The 17,786-nt window shown below is 56.5% G+C and carries 14 protein-coding genes; 5 read left to right on the forward strand and 9 right to left on the reverse strand.

Going from position 1 to position 17,786, the window contains the following annotated elements:
* Positions 1-9 precede the first annotated feature (9 nt).
* Positions 10-1,191, forward strand: coding sequence for a sugar kinase (locus Q0746_RS06975; protein ID WP_363322746.1), 1,182 nt, complete (start codon positions 10-12; stop codon positions 1,189-1,191).
* Here the strand turns inward: Q0746_RS06975 and Q0746_RS06980 are convergent.
* The 8 genes from Q0746_RS06980 to Q0746_RS07015 form a co-directional block, all read right to left on the reverse strand.
* Positions 1,181-3,100, reverse strand: a complete 1,920-nt coding sequence (locus tag Q0746_RS06980) for a beta-galactosidase (protein WP_298258631.1) — start codon at positions 3,098-3,100, stop codon at positions 1,181-1,183. The two genes, Q0746_RS06975 and Q0746_RS06980, sit on opposite strands and share 11 nt — an antisense overlap.
* Before the next feature lie 9 nt (positions 3,101-3,109).
* A complete protein-coding gene (locus Q0746_RS06985; RefSeq protein WP_298258633.1) occupies positions 3,110-3,718 on the reverse strand; it encodes a 2-dehydro-3-deoxy-6-phosphogalactonate aldolase in 609 nt (202 codons plus the stop codon).
* Positions 3,719-3,757: 39 nt separating this feature from the next.
* On the reverse strand, positions 3,758-4,528 hold the full coding sequence (locus Q0746_RS06990; RefSeq protein ID WP_298258636.1) for an SDR family oxidoreductase: 771 nt from the start codon (positions 4,526-4,528) through the stop codon (positions 3,758-3,760).
* Positions 4,528-6,237, reverse strand: a complete 1,710-nt coding sequence (locus tag Q0746_RS06995) for an IlvD/Edd family dehydratase (RefSeq protein WP_298258638.1) — start codon at positions 6,235-6,237, stop codon at positions 4,528-4,530. Before Q0746_RS06995 ends, Q0746_RS06990 begins: the two co-directional genes overlap by 1 nt.
* A complete protein-coding gene (locus Q0746_RS07000) occupies positions 6,234-8,318 on the reverse strand; it encodes an alpha-galactosidase (RefSeq protein ID WP_298258640.1) in 2,085 nt (694 codons plus the stop codon). The genes Q0746_RS06995 and Q0746_RS07000 overlap by 4 nt, the downstream gene beginning before the upstream one ends.
* The gene (locus Q0746_RS07005) at positions 8,315-9,163 is read right to left on the reverse strand and encodes a carbohydrate ABC transporter permease (protein ID WP_298258642.1); all 849 of its coding nucleotides are present in this window, start codon (positions 9,161-9,163) and stop codon (positions 8,315-8,317) included. The genes Q0746_RS07000 and Q0746_RS07005 overlap by 4 nt, the downstream gene beginning before the upstream one ends.
* A 1-nt stretch (position 9,164) precedes the next feature.
* Positions 9,165-10,052, reverse strand: a complete 888-nt coding sequence (locus Q0746_RS07010; RefSeq protein ID WP_298258644.1) for a sugar ABC transporter permease — start codon at positions 10,050-10,052, stop codon at positions 9,165-9,167.
* A gap of 79 nt (positions 10,053-10,131) precedes the next feature.
* A complete protein-coding gene (locus Q0746_RS07015) occupies positions 10,132-11,370 on the reverse strand; it encodes an extracellular solute-binding protein (RefSeq protein WP_298258646.1) in 1,239 nt (412 codons plus the stop codon).
* 142 nt (positions 11,371-11,512) lie between these two features.
* On the opposite strand from Q0746_RS07015, the gene Q0746_RS07020 reads away from it, so the two are divergent.
* From Q0746_RS07020 to Q0746_RS07035, 4 genes are all read left to right on the forward strand, one after another.
* Complete coding sequence (locus Q0746_RS07020) at positions 11,513-12,292, forward strand: IclR family transcriptional regulator (RefSeq protein WP_298258648.1); 780 nt, start codon at positions 11,513-11,515, stop codon at positions 12,290-12,292.
* 16 nt (positions 12,293-12,308) lie between these two features.
* Complete coding sequence (gene ugpC / locus Q0746_RS07025) at positions 12,309-13,370, forward strand: sn-glycerol-3-phosphate ABC transporter ATP-binding protein UgpC (RefSeq protein WP_298258650.1); 1,062 nt, start codon at positions 12,309-12,311, stop codon at positions 13,368-13,370.
* 114 nt (positions 13,371-13,484) lie between these two features.
* On the forward strand, positions 13,485-13,943 hold the full coding sequence (locus tag Q0746_RS07030) for a (2Fe-2S)-binding protein (protein WP_298258651.1): 459 nt from the start codon (positions 13,485-13,487) through the stop codon (positions 13,941-13,943).
* Positions 13,944-13,945: 2 nt separating this feature from the next.
* Positions 13,946-16,198 (forward strand): molybdopterin cofactor-binding domain-containing protein, encoded by a 2,253-nt coding sequence (locus Q0746_RS07035; RefSeq protein WP_298258653.1) that lies wholly within the window; start codon positions 13,946-13,948, stop codon positions 16,196-16,198.
* 7 nt (positions 16,199-16,205) lie between these two features.
* On the opposite strand, the gene Q0746_RS07040 is transcribed toward Q0746_RS07035, so the two are convergent.
* Positions 16,206-17,750, reverse strand: coding sequence for a polyamine aminopropyltransferase (locus tag Q0746_RS07040; RefSeq protein WP_298258655.1), 1,545 nt, complete (start codon positions 17,748-17,750; stop codon positions 16,206-16,208).
* Between the last annotated feature and the right edge of the window lie 36 nt (positions 17,751-17,786).

The raw sequence follows: 17,786 nt of genomic DNA on the forward strand, positions 1-17,786 counted from the left end.
GGGAAATACGTGGCCAAATCAGATGTCATACGACAAGGACTACACCAAACCGGTGACGCTCCGCACCCTTTTCTCGGAGCCGCAGCCGAAAACCAAGCCATGAGACATCTGGCCTTGGCTCGGGCGGTCATTTTATCACCCCGCCAGACATCACATCCGGCAAACTGGTTGACTGTTTCACTCTACGCCGCGATGACTTCCTCTGGAAACAATGCGGACCGGACCAAGATGACCCCAACAAACCAATTCCAGCTAGCGCAGCCCATTCTCGGGCAGCTCAAAACGTTTCTATCTATTGGGGAATGCATGGTGGAGATGGCCCCGATAGACCAAGCGGGTGACTTTCGCATGGGCTTCGCTGGGGATACGTTCAACACCTCTTGGTACATGCGGACCCTGCGTCCGGACGTTGAGACACGGTATTTCACGCAGGTCGGCACGGACGCGGTTTCGCACTCCATGCTGGATATGATGGTTGATGCGGGCGTCGACACAAGCTTTATCGCCCAAGACCCCGTCCGCTCGGTTGGTTTGTATCTGATTTCACTCAAAGACGGCGAACGCAGCTTTTCCTACTGGCGCGACCAGTCGGCTGCGCGCAAATTGGCACAAGACGCAGCCTCCCTGACGCGCGCGATGCAGGGGGCCGACCTGATCTATTTCTCTGGCATCAGCCTCGCCATTCTGGACGCCCAAGGCCGCCAAACCCTGCTCGAGACCCTCAGCGAAGCCCGCGCCAACGGCAAGCGTATCGCATTCGATTCCAACCTGCGCCCGCGTCTATGGGCCAGCAATGACGAGATGACCTCCACCGTTATGAAGGCCGCAGCGGTCAGCGATATTATCCTTCCCTCTTACGACGATGAGGCAGACTTTTTCGGCGATGCCAATATCGAAGCCACTGGCACCCGCTATCTGAATGCAGGGGCCAAAACAGTGGTGATCAAGAATGGCGGGGGCGCGGTGCATTACCTGCATGACGGCATCAGCCATCACATCGACCCACCCCAGGTAGGGGAAATCATCGACACGACCTCAGCCGGTGACAGCTTCAACGCTGGTTTCTTCGCGGGACTGGATCGCGCCACGTCAATGGAGGACCTGATCCGCTCCGCCGCTAAGGTTGCTGGTCAAGTGATCGGGCGCAAGGGCGCTTTGGTGCCGCTGGATCTGTCCAAAATCACCCCCTAGGGATGCGCTTCACCGAGGTCGGATCCAAAATCAGCCCTGCGACATCGACGACTTCCGTTGTGTGGTTAAACCAGAACAACTCGCGACCTGTACGTCGGCAGCGAATGCCCTCCGGCAACACTTGCGTCTCGACGCCAGCTTGATCGCAAACGCGGCGCAACACGCGCTGCATGGCCTTGGCATCAAGCCACCCCGCGACATAGGTCATGCGGTCAGACATCAAAACAGCCGCTTGGCCATCCAGAGTATTCTCTACGACCTCAGCCCCGCCTTCCATGACATCACGGTAGCGCGTAATGGCCCCACCTTGTGACAAGGCGATCGGCATATCGGGGCGCAGGCTTTCTACACGCGACACAACTGCGTCAAACCCCTCAAGAGCCGGAGGCAGAGGCACAGGAATGCGCATGTTTTCGTCCCGAGACGCACTACGTGGCCCCAAAATGACCTGCGCTTCACTGTTTGCCAACGCGGCCTTCTGCGCGGCGCTCATATGCATAAGGCCCGGTCCCGCGATGACCTTGTACCCCGAGACATCCGCGTCAGGACGCAAGATATCAACCGACAGTCCAAGCCCACGCAGCCCGCGGTAGGTGTCAAACACCAAGTCAAAGTAGCTGGCGCCTGTGCCATGAGGCTGAATGCTCCAAGCCCAATCCGCCTCGTAGTCGAATATCAACGCGACCTCGGCCTGATAGGGCGTCACATCGGGCGCCTCTGCCAATTCGCGGAAAACCTGCTCTGCTTCACCAAGTGCCGGTGCGGGGGCACTGTCGGGACGCAGCATGCCAGCATGCATTTGTTCTTGTGCCATCGGGGCTTGGCGCCAGCGAAAATAGCACACTGCCTCCGCCCCATGCGCAAAGGCTTCCCATGTCCACAACCGCACCATTCCAGGCAAGGGTTCGGGGTTATAGGGCGCCCAATTCACCGGTCCGGGCTGTTGCTCCATCACCCACCAACGCTCTTTGCCAACGGCGCGGTACAGGTCGTGGTGGAAGGCTTGGAAATCCGGATCTCCTTGCCGTGCATAGGCCCGTTTGTAACCGGCATCCGCCTCGATCCGGTCCTCCAAGAAACCCAGCGGGTAGCTGTCCCAGCTGGCAATATCAAGATCGTCGCCCACGTCAAAATGGTCGAAATCTGTAATTCGCCCCATGTAGTTATGCGCAACCGGCGCGTCGGAATGGGCGCGGATGATGTCGACCTGTAGCTTGTTAAACGTCACCACCTGATCGGAGCTGAAGCGGCGAAAATCCAATACATGTGACGGGTTCGGCTCTGTCACTGTGAGGTTCGGGAGGTCAATTTGATCGAAATCGCTGTAATCCATCGACCAAAACACATTGCCCCATGCCGCGTTCAGCGCATCAATGTCGCCATCATTTCCAAGCCCTGAGTATTTCGTCCGCAACCAGTTTTGAAACGCATGACGCGCCATGTCACTGTAGGAAAGGGTTGTGTCGTGGCAGCCATATTCATTGTCGGTTTGCCAAGCCGCCACATGCGGGTTGCGGCCATATCGCTCCGCCAGTTTGGTCACGATTTGTGCGCAGTCCTGCTTGTACCCTTCGTGGCTAAAGCAATAGTGACGCCGTGATCCAAATTTGCGGGGGTTGCCCTGCGCATCAACCGCCAACATGTCGAGGTGGCGATCAATCATCCACCGTGGCGGCGTGGCGGTCGGGGTGCCAAGCACCACTTTCAAACCCGCCTCACCGAGTATCGCAATCGCCTCATCCAGCCATGCGAAGTCATACGCCCCCTGCGCCGGTTCCAGACGTGACCAAGCGAACTCCCCGATCCGCACCCATGTCAGGCCCGCCTCAACCATGCGTTGCGCGTCGGATGCCCAGACGTCACGCGGCCAATGTTCAGGGTAATAGCAGGTACCAAGCGTGCGTTTCATTTGAGTTCTCTAGGCAGATTTACCGGCGTCATAAGCCGATACAATTTCTGATGCCTTCGCCGCAACATCGGCGGCCGTGAACCCGACTTTGTAGATGCCAGACCCAATCCCGAAACCCGTGGCCCCAACGCGGAACCAATCGGCAAAGTTTGACGGATCGGCACCACCTACTGCATAGGTCTTCGTCCCCTTCGGCAGCACAGCCGAGATCGCAGCAAGGCCTGATGGGCCGATCAAAGAGGCGGGAAAGAACTTCAACCCGTCTGCCCCATGACGCAATGCGGTAAAGCACTCGGTTGGCGTCGCGACGCCTGGATAGGACAACATGTTCAACTCTTTGGTTTTGTCGATCACAGCGGGGTTGCAATCGGGCGATACGATCAAAGTGCCACCGGCATTCTTCACATCTGCAACTTGCGCCGGCTCCAAGACCGTGCCCGCCCCCAAAGTGGCTTGTCCGGCAAATTCATTGGCCAGCATTTCAATCGACCGCAGCGGATCCGGAGAATTCAACGGGACCTCAATGCGGTCAATTCCGGCGTCCACCAAAACGCGGCCGATCTCCAAAACCTCATGTGGCTGAACCCCACGCAAAATCGCGATAATTTCTCGGCTCATAAATATAGCTCCCTTAAGTGCAGGCGGGCAAAGACAGGCTTACCCTGTCGTCACAACACCGCCATCGACGACCACCGCTTGACCGGTCATCATTCGGCTTGCGTTAGAAGCGAGGAACAGCGTGGTGTCAACGACGTCACGCGGGCTGAGGTGATCCTTCAGGCACTGACGCTCTAGGTGATCCGCCAAGGCCTCCGGAGAGGCCCACATTTCCAACTGCTTTTCGGTCAACACCCAACCTGGTGCCAGCGCATTGACGCGAATGCGGTCAGGGCCAAACTCACGCGCCAAGGAACGGGTCATCCCCGTGATCCCCGCATTCGCGGTTGTGTAGGACGGGTAGCCTGCATTGCCCATCATGTAACTCACGGATGAAAAATTGACGATCGAGCCACCGCCCGCCGCTGCCATTCCAGACATCACCGCCTGACAGGCAAAGAAATACGCCTTGAGATTGATCGCCTGCGACCAGTCCCAAAATTCTTCGGTGACTTCGGCTGTGGAGTGGCGTTTGTCATTGGCGGCGTTGTTGATTAGCGCGGTCACGGCCCCATGGGCCTCGCTTGCTTGCGAAATGGCGGCTTGAAGCGCGGAAATTTCGGTGATGTCGCATTTGATAAACAGCGGGCGCTGGCCGTGCTTTGCTTCCATTTCGTCACAAAACGCCAATGAATCCGAGCGCTGCACAAAAGCCACCTTTGCCCCCTGTTCCATGAAGCCATCTGTCAAAGACGCCCCGATACCAGCCCCCCCGCCGGTGATGAAAACACTCTTGCCTTCAAGGTCGTGAAAAGTTGCACTGCGTTCCATTAGTGGCTCTCTCTTGTGACTGGTCGTGTGTCTTTTCCGACAAGGAAATCCAAGTCGGCCCCTTTGTCGGCCTGTAGCACATGGTCGACATACATTTTTGCGTAGCCGCGTGTGTAATGCGGTGGCTCTGGTGCCCATGCAACGCGGCGTTTCTCGATTTCGTCCTCGGACACAAGCAACTCCAACTGCCCTTGGCTGGCAGAGACCCGAATGCGGTCACCCGTTTTTACCAAAGCCAGAACACCGCCCGCGTTTGCTTCTGGGCTCACGTGCAATATCACCGTCCCAAAGGCCGTGCCAGACATGCGGGCATCAGACACGCGCACCATATCGCGCACACCTTCGCGCACCAATTTGGCAGGGATCGGCATATTTCCCACTTCTGGCATGCCCGGGTAGCCCTTTGGACCGCACCCCTTCAACACCAAGATCGTGTCAGCTGTCACCGGCAAATCGTCACGGTCAATATTGGCTTTCAGGTCTTCGATATTCTCAAACACAAAGGCTTCGGCCTCATGTTCCAGCAACGTGTCGGTGGCGGCCGAGGGCTTCACAATCGCGCCTTGCGGTGCAAGATTTCCGCGCAGCACCCGAAGACCGGCGGCTGGTTTCAACGGCTCGTCCATCGTTCGGATCACGTCGCGGTTGAAGCATTCGGCCCCATCTGCATAGACTTTGATATCCCCGCCCAGAACCGTCTTTGCAGGGCGAAGTCTGTCGGACAATTCCTTCAGCACAACCGGCATACCGCCCGCATAGCAGAAGTCCTCCATCAGATATTTCCCCGAAGGCATGCAGTTCACCAATAGCGGCACATCACTGCCCAGCTCGAAATCTTCCAGCGTCAAATCAATGCCCACACGCCCTGCCAAAGCCAGCAAGTGAACAACCGCGTTGGTCGATCCGCCGACGGCGGCATTGGCCAGAATGCCGTTCTCGAAGGCCTCTTTGGTCAACACGTCTGACGGCTTCAAATCTTCGTCCACCATCTCCACGATCCGCTTGCCTGTGACATGCGCCAAGGCCATGCGGCGGGCATCCACGGCGGGAAGCGCTGCGTTTGTGGGCAGGCTCATCCCCATGGCCTCGACCAAAGACGCCATGGTGCTGGCGGTTCCCATGGTCATGCAAACGCCCTTGGAACGGCTCATGCCGGACTCGGCCGCCATGAAATCCTTCAAAGTCATCTCGCCCGCGCGCACGGCTTCTGAAAACTTCCAAACATCCGTGCCAGAGCCAATATCCTTGCCCTGCCATTTCCCGTTCAGCATGGGTCCGGAGCTGACAACAATCGTTGGCAAGTCAACCGAAGCCGCCCCCATCAACTGACCAGGCGTGGTCTTGTCGCAGCCCCCCAGCAGTACAACACCGTCGATGCCATAGGCGCGAATGGATTCCTCTACATCCATCGCCAACAGGTTGCGAAACAACATAGCCGTGGGCTTCATTTGCGTCTCGCCAACACTCATCACAGGGAATTCGACGGGGAAGCCACCCGCCTCCCAAACACCGCGCTTCACACCCTCGGCCAACTCGCGCAAGCCACTGTTGCACGGGGTCAATTCGGACCATGTGTTGCAAATTCCGATAACCGGTCGCCCGTCGAAAGCATGATCTGGAAAGCCCTGATTTTTCATCCACGAGCGATGAATAAACCCGTCGCGATCAAGTTTACCGTACCACGCGCGGTTGCGTCGATCTTTGGTCATGCCAATGTTCCTTTTACGACCCACATGGTTTCAGGGAAGCTCCACGGCAGCGTCAAACCATGTGACATCAGATAGGCTCCGCTGAGGGTCATTGTTTCTGTTTTGATGGCTTGATCGCCGCGCGACAATGCCGGAGCATCCCCTCGGTTCAACAGCTCAATCGTGTAATTTTCATGCGGCGATAAACGCGTCAGGCGAAGCGGTCTGGGCGAGATTTGCGACGAGGTTTCCGCTTTGCCGGCAAACACGACAAACTGGCCACCGGATTGGGCCAAATGTTGCTCGGCGATGACCGCCTCATCCGAAGAATCCAGTCGCAAAATATCTGCGCCCTGCATCCAGTCGCGGTTCTCTTTCCACCATGCGGTCACTTTGGCGAGAACCTGCACTTCGTCGTCAGATAACTCGCGCGGGTCCATCTCGAAGCCCATGTGCCGCTGCGCGGCTACCCACGCGCGGAACCTGATATCAATCGTGCGTCCCGACGTGTGACAAGTGCGCGGGCCGACATGCGAGCCGGTGACAACCATCGGCAAAAACAGCGCAGCATTGTGCTGCATTTTCAAACGCTCAACCGCGTCATTGCTGTCGGACAACCAGACGCGGTGCGTACGCTGCAAAATGCCAAAATCGATGCGTCCGCCTCCCGACGCGCAGCTTTCAATTTCTACGCTTGGATGTGCCTGACGCAAGCGGTCCAGCAATGCATATGACCCGCGCGTTTGCGCCGAATCTGGCATCGGCAGCACGCGGTTATGATCCCATTTGACATAATCGATGTCGTGATCGCCCAACACATTGCTGATGCGTTCAAACAAGAAGTCGCGCACCTCGGGCAAGGCCATGTTCATAGCCATTTGTTGACGCCCCAGAATTTGATCCTCACCGCCCAATGCCCAATCTGGATGCGCACGGAAAATATTGGAGTTCTCATTGATCATCTCGGGTTCGAACCAGATGCCGAAACTCATGCCTTCTGACTTCACGTGATCAATCAGCGGTGTCAGACCTTCGGGATACTTGCGCGGATCAACCTCCCAGTCAGACAGCGCTTGGGTGTCATCGTCGCGGTTACCGAACCAGCCGTCATCGAGCACGAAACGCTCTGCCCCAAGGGCGGCGGCGCGGCTGGCGATGTCTTTCAGCTCTGGCAGATTGTGGTCAAAGTAGACGGCTTCCCAGCAGTTGTAATGCACGGGGCGCGGGCGATCGGTGTCTGGGAATTGGACTATCCGGTCGCGCAGGTGCCGTTGAAAGCTGACACCACAGCCATTGAGCCCGTCGTCCGAGAACATGGCGTAAAGTGTTGCGGTCTCAAAATGCGTGCTGGCATCCGTTTCCGACCGCGAGGCGTGGCCGAATTGGACTTGGCGTCGACCGTCCGGCAACTCCTCGGCAATCATGCGGTGGCCGCCGGACCACCCGTAGTGGAAACCGTAAGCCTGCCCTTGGGCATTGGTGGCCCCTCGGCACGGAATGACAAGACCCGGAAAATGTTCATGCCCTGTGCGACCGGTCCGGTTTTCGCGGTACCGAATACCAGCGGACCATGCTGTGCGGTTCATCTGGAACTCGCCACACCAACGACCGGCGAAGTCGATCATCTCATCGCTGGCCTGCGGCGCGGGGAACACCGGAGTGCTGAGCCAGTGCAGATGCATAGGCTCACTGGCATCTATTTCGGCGCGCGCCTCGATGACATGGGTGACCGGATCAATCGAGAAATGCGCGCGGTAAGTCAGGATGCCGGATTGATCGGCAAAGGTCAGCACCAATGCGTTGTCGGTTTCCGCAGCTTCGCTAAAGCAAAACTTCGGCAGGTAAGGCGCCCCACTGGCGTCACGCACCACCAAGCCGGGTTGCCCGGGAAAGGTCCGCGTGGCCTCGGGGCAGATCGACAGCTCTGGGTTGGCATCCAGCATGCCCCCAGTGACGTCAATGGCATGCGCCTTTGATAAAACTTCCAAGTCTGCAGTATCGGGTAGTCTTGGCCCCCAATAGACCACCTCAGCGAGGTGGTCCTTGTTGGAAGCCAGTACAAGCGATTGCCGAGAATCCTCGAGCCGCCAGCATTTGATCATTTAACGGCCCCTAGTGTCAGACCTGCGATAAAGTGTTTTTGCATCAAGAAGAACATCAGCACCGGTGGCATCGCCGCCACGATGGAGCCCGCAGACACCAAGTGCCATGCCGCAACCCACTGCCCGTTCAACGAATAGAGTCCCGCCGTAATCGGCTGGGTATCCGCACCTTGGGTCAGCACTGTCGCCCAGAAATAGTCGTTCCAGATGAAGGTGAAGATCAGCACCGACAACGCCGCAATCGCAGGCTTCATCAGTGGCATAACCACGTACCAGAAGATCTTGATCTCGCTGACACCTTCAACGCGTGCGGCCTCGATCAATGCATAGGGCATTGCTTTGATAAAATTGCGCATGAACAATGTGCAAAACCCCGTCTGAAAGGCGATGTGGAACAGCGCCAAGCCGGTGGTCGTGTTGTAGACCCCCATGTTCAAAGACAGGTCGCGCACCGGAACCATCAGGATTTGGAAGGGCACGAAGTTGCCCGCCACAAACATAAAGAACACCAACAAGTTCGCCTTGAACTTGTAAACACCCAAGGCAAAGCCGGTCAGGCACGACAGTGCCACGGCACCAATCACCGTGGGGATCGTCACCTTGAAGCTGTTGAAGATATATTTGCCAATGGGCGTGTTCTCGAAGATCGCCGTGTAGTTTTCCAGCATGTTGAACGACGTGGGCCAGCCCCAGTAATTCCCTGCAGTGATGTCTCCAGCCGAGCGCACAGAGGTCAGCGCCACAGCAATCAGCGGCAGCAGCCAGAAGATCAGCGCAATGGGCAAGGCCACCTTGTATAGCAGCTGGCTCCCTTTGGAAGTTTTCTCAATAGGTGTTGGAAACATCTCAGAGCCCCCTCTCGTCGCGGTACATTTTGTAAAGGAAAGCAGTGATGTAGATCATCATGATCGCCAACAGCACCACGGCAATCGCCGCGCCATAGCCCATGCGGAAGCCGTATTCGCTGAACGCTTGTTCATACATGTAGAACGCCAGCACCCGTGAGGATCCATATGGGCCGCCGTCCGTCATGATCGAAATCAGGTCGAACGATCGCAGCGCGCCGATAATCGTCACAACCATGGCGATAAAGGTCGCAGGTTTCAGCTGTGGTAACACCACATACCAAAGCATCTTGAGGCCCTTAGCCTTGTCCAATCGCGCAGCTTCAATCTGCTCGGGATCCACCGCGTTCAGGCCGGTTAGATACAGGATCATGCAATAGGCTGTCTGGGGCCAAAGGCCCGCGGCAATAATCCCGTAGGTCACCCAATTTTCGTCCGCAAGGACGGCAATGGGCTCAAGGCCGATCGCCTGCAGGCCAATGTTCAAAAGGCCGAAATTTGGGTCGTAGAACCAAGAAAACACAAGACCCACAACGACTTGCGAAATCACAAATGGAAAGAAAAAGAGGGATTTGTAGATGCGGATGCCCCGCACGGTTTGGTTTAGAAACAACGCAACAAACAAACCCGCAGGAATCGCCAGCATATAGAGAACCAGCCAGATGACGTTGTTCTTTAGTGAGGTGTAGAAGGCGCGGTCGTCCATCAACTCGACATAGTTGGCAAGACCGACATATTCCTTCTCACCCAACCCGTCCCAAGCATACAAAGAGATGCTCAGCGATTGAAAAATCGGGATGATCACATACACCGCGAACATAAAAATGCCGGGCGCTAAGAATAGCCACGGCGCTAAGCGTTGCTGGTTTTGTTTCCAGTATGAGCGCATGACGTCCCCCCTCAGAACTTAAGCCAAAAATTGCGACGCTCCCGAGCAAAGCCGGAAGCGTCAATTTTGTTAGACAGGTTTACTTGTAGACCCGCTTACGCACGCCCTCGAGGCGCTCGAGGATGTCGTCAAGACGTTCTGGCTTAACCATGAACTCTTGGAACCCTTCCATGCCAGCTTTCGCCATTTCTGCCGGAGCATCACGGTCGAAGAACTGCGCAATGCCACCATCCGTTGAGGACAGCATTTTGTAGCCGGCTTGCAGGAACTTATCGTCACCCACGGTTGATTCGGAGTTAATTGGCAACTGGCCCAAAGTCTCGTTGATCTGGGTTTGAACATCAGCCCGTGCGAGGTAAGCCAAGAATTTCTTGGCATCTTCTTTGTTTTTCGCGTTGGACGGGATGTGCAGTGTATCTGTTGGCGCCTCTTCAGCCACTGGAACGTCAGGGTTGATAATCGGGAACTGGAAGAAGCCCAATTGATCGTCCGTCAGACCAGCTTCACGCAACGGCGCAACAGCGAAGTTGCCCATAACATACATGGCTGCGTCGCCCTGCACCATCGGCGCCAGCGCTTCTTGCCAAGAATATGCGGCGTGATTGTCGATCCAGAAGCCAGCATCAACCAGCTCTTTCCAGTTCGCCATTGTCGCGCGCACACGGTCATCTGTCCAAGATTCTTCGCCTTTGGTCAGGGCCATATGGAAGTCATAGCCATTCGTGCGCAGGTTCAGGTAGTCAAACACACCACCGGCAGTCCAAAGATATTTGGTGCCGATTGTTATCGGAGTAACACCCGCAGCTTTCAGCGTTTCACCGGCAGCTTTGAATTCGTCCCAGTTTGTAGGAACTGCGATGTTGTTCGCTTCAAAGATATCTTTGCGGTAGTAAACGCCCCATTGGTAGTAGGTATAAGGGACGCCCCAGATCTTGCCATCAATGGTCATGGAGCCTTCGGCAGATGCCAAGGATTCACGCAGGCCGTTTTCGTCCCAAACGTCATCTACTGGCTCAAACAAGCCCGCGTTTACGTATGGCAGCATACGGTTGCCCGCATACCAGTTGGCCAAGTCAGGCGCGTCGGCTGTCAGGAAGTTGCGAATCGAAGTCTTGTAGCCTTCGTGATCGAACAGATTCCACGTCACCTTGATGTCGGGATTTTCTGCTTCAAAACCTTTGATCAGGACCTCAAACGCCTCTTTGGGTGCTGGATCCGAAGTATCTGTATTGATTACCAATTCGCCCGCAAAAGCAGTCGTGGCTAGCATGGTTGTTGCCGCAAGAATTGCGGTCAGCGACTTAGCGCGTTGGAACATGATGTCCTCCCTGGTTGCTCCTCCCGAAATTTAGTTCCAAATAGTGAAACTCAATTCCGACTATTGAAACTTGTGCCGGAATGCCGTATCAGAGTCAACAGTTTCGTTCAGCGGGAGGCTGGCGAGCAGGGAGGAAAAACAGATGAACAAGCAGGTCGCCGGAGACGGTACTGTCGGCAAAGCATTGGAAATTTTGGACTCCATTGCGGCGTTCGAACGCCCTGTCAGGTTTTCTGAATTGTTGGAAACGACTCAGTATCCAAAGGCGACCCTGTATCGCTTCATGCAGACTCTCACGAACCAGAACATGCTGTCCTACGACGAAGACGACGGGACCTACTCCTTGGGCATTCGCCTCGTGCGCCTTGCGCATGCAGCTTGGAAAAGCGCCTCTTTGGCGCCAATCGCCCGCCCCTACGCTGAATCGCTTGCCGCAAAAGTTGGTGAATCCGTGCACGTCGCACAATTCGACGAGGGCCAGGTTCTGTTCGTCGACAAGCTGCGCACAACAAACAGGTATGAAACACTGGCGCAGGCAGGCCAAGTGGTCCCCGCCTATTGCACCGGCGTTGGCAAGGCGATGCTGGCCTTTCTCGCGCCCAAACGCCTTCAGCTCGCCCTGCAACAGCAGTCCTACTACCAGTATACAGCTTCCACTCATGCCTCGGCAGACAGCTTGAACACGGAGTTGGAGCAAGTACGTCGCGATGGCGTCGCCTACGACCGTGAAGAGCATGAAGAAGGCATCATCTCGATCGCCACTCCCGTTCTGTCGAAGAACGGACGTGTCATTGGCGCGATATCTGTCGCGACATCCACCAGACATCACACATTGGAAGGGCTGGAAGTATTCCGCGCAGACCTTCTGGAAACAGCAGAGCACATCGGGGCGGAGGCCACATCGTGGCAGTTCCCCACATGATTAAGGGAGAAGACATATGACGGGAGTTGTCCTGAATAAGGTCATCAAGAAGTATGGCGAAACGCAGGTCATCCATGGGGTCGACCTGCAGATCGAAGACGGCGAGTTTTGCGTCTTCGTCGGCCCGTCGGGCTGTGGCAAGTCTACCTTGCTGCGCATGATTGCCGGCTTGGAAGACACCACGGGCGGCCAGATCGACATTGGCGCCCGCGATGTGACCAAGGCCGATCCCGCGGATCGCGGAGTTGCGATGGTGTTTCAGACCTACGCGCTTTACCCGCATATGACTGTCGAGGAAAACATGGGCTTCGGCTTGAAGATGAACGGCGTTGAGAAATCGGAAATCAAATCCAAGGTCTCCGAAGCCAGTCGCATTCTGCAACTTGATCCCTATCTGTCACGCAAGCCGAAAGCCCTGTCTGGCGGCCAACGCCAACGCGTCGCCATCGGTCGGGCCATTGTTCGTGGCCCCGAGGTGTTCTTGTTCGATGAGCCGCTCTCCAATCTTGATGCAGAGCTGCGCGTCGACATGCGTGTAGAAATCGCGCGCCTGCACAAAGAAATCGGTGCGACGATGATTTATGTGACCCACGATCAGGTCGAGGCCATGACTTTGGCCGATAAGATCGTGGTTTTGCGCGCGGGCCATATCGAACAAGTCGGCAGCCCAATGCAGCTGTACCAAGATCCGGACAACAAGTTCGTCGCGGGCTTTATCGGCTCCCCCAGCATGAACTTCTTGGGCGGCAAGGTCGCGGGCGGCAAGGTTGTGGTCCCGGCCCTCGGCGACCTCGAAATCGAAACCAAAGTCGCGCTCCCTGCCGACGGCTCTGACATCACAGTGGGTTTGCGCCCTCAGAACCTGACCGTACGCGAGGCGGATTCCCCCCTGAAGGTGGATCTGCGCGAACGCCTCGGCGGGGTTGCCTACGACTATCTGACGGCCCCCACAGGAGAGCGGATCGTCGTGGAAACCAGAGGCGACGCGGCCATTCCTTCAGGCGCCGGAGTTGTTGTCGATTTTGATCACGCGACAGCGATGTTCTTCGACGCCCAATCCGAAGCGCGCCTACGTTGACCTGACGGAATCTACCTCTCGCAAAAGTTTTGCGGGAGGTGGCTATAGCGAATGCAATGACCACTCCCTAAATCGGTACAAGAACAAGCATCCTCACCGACGGAGAACCGCGCTATGAAACTGGTCGTGAACGGCACCTCACATGACATAGATGTCGAACCCGAGATGCCTCTGCTGTGGGTGTTGCGTGACGAGTTGGGCATAACCGGCCCGAAATACGGATGCGGCATTGCCCAATGCGGCGCATGCACAGTCCATATCGATGGGGAAGCCGTCAAATCCTGCCAAGTCGAAATCGGCGACCTCGAAGGGGAGGTCACCACCATCGAAGGCTTGGGCACCCCTGATGCCTTGCATGTCGTGCAGGAGGCGTGGATCGCCCATCAAGTCGCGCAATGCGGTTACTGCCAATCCGGTCAAATCATGGCCGCCGCCTCGTTTCTTGCAACCAATTCCACCCCAAGTGACGCGGAAATCGACGAGGCAATGTCTTCCAACCTGTGCCGCTGCGCAACCTACCCGCGCATCCGCGCGGCGGTCCAATCCGCCGCCACCAAGCTGAGCGAGGGCTAATCATGGGGAAAGTCAAAACCATTGCACGCCGTAGTTTCTTGATAGGCTCCGCTGCGATCGTGGGCGGCGTGGCCTTCGGCACCTATCTGGCGAAACGCGCTATCCCCAACCCGCTGCTACAGGGTTTGGCGGAAGGCGAGGCCGCTATCACGCCGTACGTAAAAATCGACGCGACAGGCATCACTCTGATCACCCCTCGCGCGGACAAGGGCCAAGGGGCGTATTCCATACAAGCCAGCCTGATCGCCGAAGAGCTGGACATTGATCCCGCCACCGCAACGATCACACCGGGCTTGCCGGATCCAGCCTATTTCAACGGCACTGTCTTGGCAGAAAGCGTTCCCTTTCCGGCCTATGACCAAGGAAAAATCGCCGAAACCATGCGCGATTTCATGTCGGTCCCTGCCAAGCTTTTGGAAGTGCAAATTACCGGCGGGTCTTCAACGGTTCCCGACGGCTATGTCACCTTGCGCATGGCAGGCGCAGTTGCGCGTGAAACCCTGAAGGAGGCCGCCGCACGCCAGATGGGGGTGTCGCGCGACCAGCTATCCACCAAAGACGGGCACGTCATTCTGCCCGACGGACGTAAGATACCCTATTCCGACCTCGCGCCTGCCGCGTCCAAACTTGATCCGATCACCGACATCGACCTGCGCGATCCAAAGGAATGGCGCATTTTGGGGAAAGCCGACACCAAGCGGCTGGACATGGTCGCAAAATGCACCGGCACCGAAACTTACGGTCTGGATTTACAGGTTGAGGGCATGGTGCATGCCACCGTGCGCAGCAATCCATCTGTTGGCGGCGAAATGGTGGGGTTTGACGCCACCGAGGCACAAAGCATGCGCGGTGTATCGAAAATTGTTCCCGTCTCGGGCGGGGTCGGCGTCATCGCCGACAACACATGGCGTGCCATTCAGGCGGTCAACGCAATCGAATTCGAATGGGGCCCTGCCCCCTTCCCTGAAAGCTCCGAGCAAATGTTCGACATTCTTGAGGCGGCGGTGGGAGAGGACGATAAATACGATCACCGCCAACGCGATGAAGGCAATGTAGATGACGCCGTCACTCGCGGCGAAATCATCGAAGCCAGCTACCGCATCCCCTATCTTGCCCACGCACCGCTTGAGCCGATGAACGCCATTGTGCGCGTCACTGATGACGCCTGTGAAATTTGGACCGGCACTCAAATCCCACTGTTTGTGCGCAACAAAGCCGCCGCACTCACCGGACTGAAGCCAGAGCAGGTGTTTGTCTATGGGCACCCCATGGGCGGCAGCTTTGGGCACCGTCTTGAGATGACCCACGTAGAGCAAACCTTCGAGCTGGCGATGGCCGTCAAAGGCACCCCAGTGAAAATGACATGGTCACGCGAAGAGGATATGGCCCACGAATATCCCCGCCCCGCCGCCGTGGCCAAGGCACGCGGTAAAGTGCTTGATGGGAAAGTCGACACCTTCGATATGTCGGTCGCGCAATCCGCAATTGTGTCAGGGTGGTTCGACCGGCTGATGGGGAGGCCCGTTCCCGGCCCTGACGCGACGATTACCACCGGATCATGGGACCAGCCTTTCGACATCCCCAATTACCGCGTCACAGGATACCGTGCGCCAGACATGGTGCCGGTGACGTCATGGCGCTCCGTTGGGGCCTCTGGCAACGGTTTCTTTCATGACTGCTTTCTCGACGAATTGATCCATGCCGCGGGTGCTGACCCTCTGGCAGAACGCATCCGGCTGTGTCTGCACGACACATCGCGCAAAGTGCTGGAGGCGGTCGGGGAGATGTCCGATTGGAACGGCCCGTCACTAGGTCCAAACCGCGGTCGAGGTGTGTCCTTCTGCATGTCCTTTGGCGTGCCCGTCGCGCAGGTAATTGAGGTCACCAATACCGAAGATGGCATCAAGGTCGACAAATTGTATTGCGCTGTGGACAGCGGCCCCGTTCTGGACCCCACAAACTTCGAGGCGCAGGTTTCCGGTGGTGCGCTGTTCGGTCTTGGCCATGCCATGAGCTCCGAATTGACCTACGCCGACCACGCCACGGAGCAAACGAACTTCGACGGCTACGAGGCGCTGCGTCTGTATCAAACGCCCAGTGTTGAGGTGAAAGCCCTGTCCAATGCTCAAAAGATCAGAGGAATCGGCGAACCGGCGGTGCCGCCCGCTGCACCTGCACTGGCGAACGCTATTTTCGCCGCGACAGGGCAGCGCATTCGCGAGCTACCGCTCAGCAAGCACATCGACTTCGTGTAATTGGGGCCTAATACCCTGACAAATCTTCTGAGTACCGCTCGTAAATTGTGGGGTTGAAGATGGAGTTCACGTCCAAGTCCCGACGCGGCTTGAGATCGTCGGTGAAACTGCGGGCGGCTGCGAATGTGTCGGGTGTCAGGGACCGCAGACCCGTTGGTAGCGGGCCCAGCTTTCCGTCAGGCAACTTGCTAGCCAAGTGAAACCCCCATATCCCAAAGGACGGGATCGGGGTGTTGTAGCTCACGATCTGCGGGAACAACTCTTCCAAGGTCACGGCAACGGTCCAATAGGAATGTGGCGCAAAAAACGGAGACGAACTCTGCGTCACAAGACTGCCATCCTGTGCCAAAATCTTGGACACCATGGCGTAGAATTCTATCGAATACAGCTTCGACAAGGCCTCGTTGTGGGGGTCGGGGAAGTCGATAATGATGCGGTCGTATGTCTGGGTTGCCTCTTTGACGAACAAAAACGCATCCTGATTATAGACGTTCAAAATCTCCGACGACATGCTGTCTTCGTTCAGACGCACCAACGGGGCAAACTGCGATCCCAATTGCGTCATCGCAGGATCAAGGTCCACCAAATCGATCCGCTTAACGCTGCTGTGCTTCAACACTTCACGCACCGCGAGACCGTCCCCGCCCCCTAAGATCAACACGCTTTCCGGTGCGCTGCCCCACGACAAAACAGGATGCACCAAAGCCTCGTGGTAGCGGTATTCATCAGCTTGGGCGAACTGCAAATGACCATCGATGAACAACCGAATATCGCCCTTCTTCCACGTATTCGTCACAACCAGATTTTGATACTGGGACTGGTCGCGGTAGACCACGCGGTCAAAATACAAATGGTCTTGCGCGAAGCTGGTGACTTTCGACGCCGACAAGGTCAGCACAAACAAAAGCACAATGACCCCGACCACATAGCCCAACATCCGAGTGAAATTGTCCAAGTGATCGCGCAGCCAAAACACATTCAGCAAAGCAACGACTGCATTGGTCAATCCAATGGCAAAAGACGAAGTGATTAGGCCAAGCGACGGCAACAACAAAATGGGAAAGGCAACCGAGCCGACCAAAGCCCCGATGTAATCCAGTGACAGCACGTCGGAGATGCTTTCCCGCGTGGTTGATCGCTCCGACAAGATGCGCGTCAGGATCGGTATCTCCAAGCCGACGAGCAAGCCGATGGCCGAGATGAAGGTAAACATGCCGACGGTGTAGAACCACGGGGCATAAGGAAACAGCATGAATAGCGAAATGCTGCACATGCCTCCGATCAGGGCCAGTATCAGCTCAATCTTAACGAAAGCCTGAACTAGGTTGCCCCCAATGAATCGAGAGACATAGGACCCAACGCCCATCGCGAACATGAAAAATCCGATGGTTAAAGAGAACTGATAAACCGAATTCCCCAACAGATAGCTGGATACGGTCCCGATGATCAGCTCGTAGACAATCCCGCAAAGGGCGACCACAAGGATGGATCCCAAAAGAACCAACGCCTGCTTCTTCGGCAGATTTACGTAGCTAAACTCTTGATTAGACAAAATTTCGCTCCTTCAAGAACGGCACAAAAAAGGCCC

Source organism: uncultured Litoreibacter sp. (assembly GCF_947487515.1).
Lineage (GTDB): Bacteria > Pseudomonadota > Alphaproteobacteria > Rhodobacterales > Rhodobacteraceae > Litoreibacter.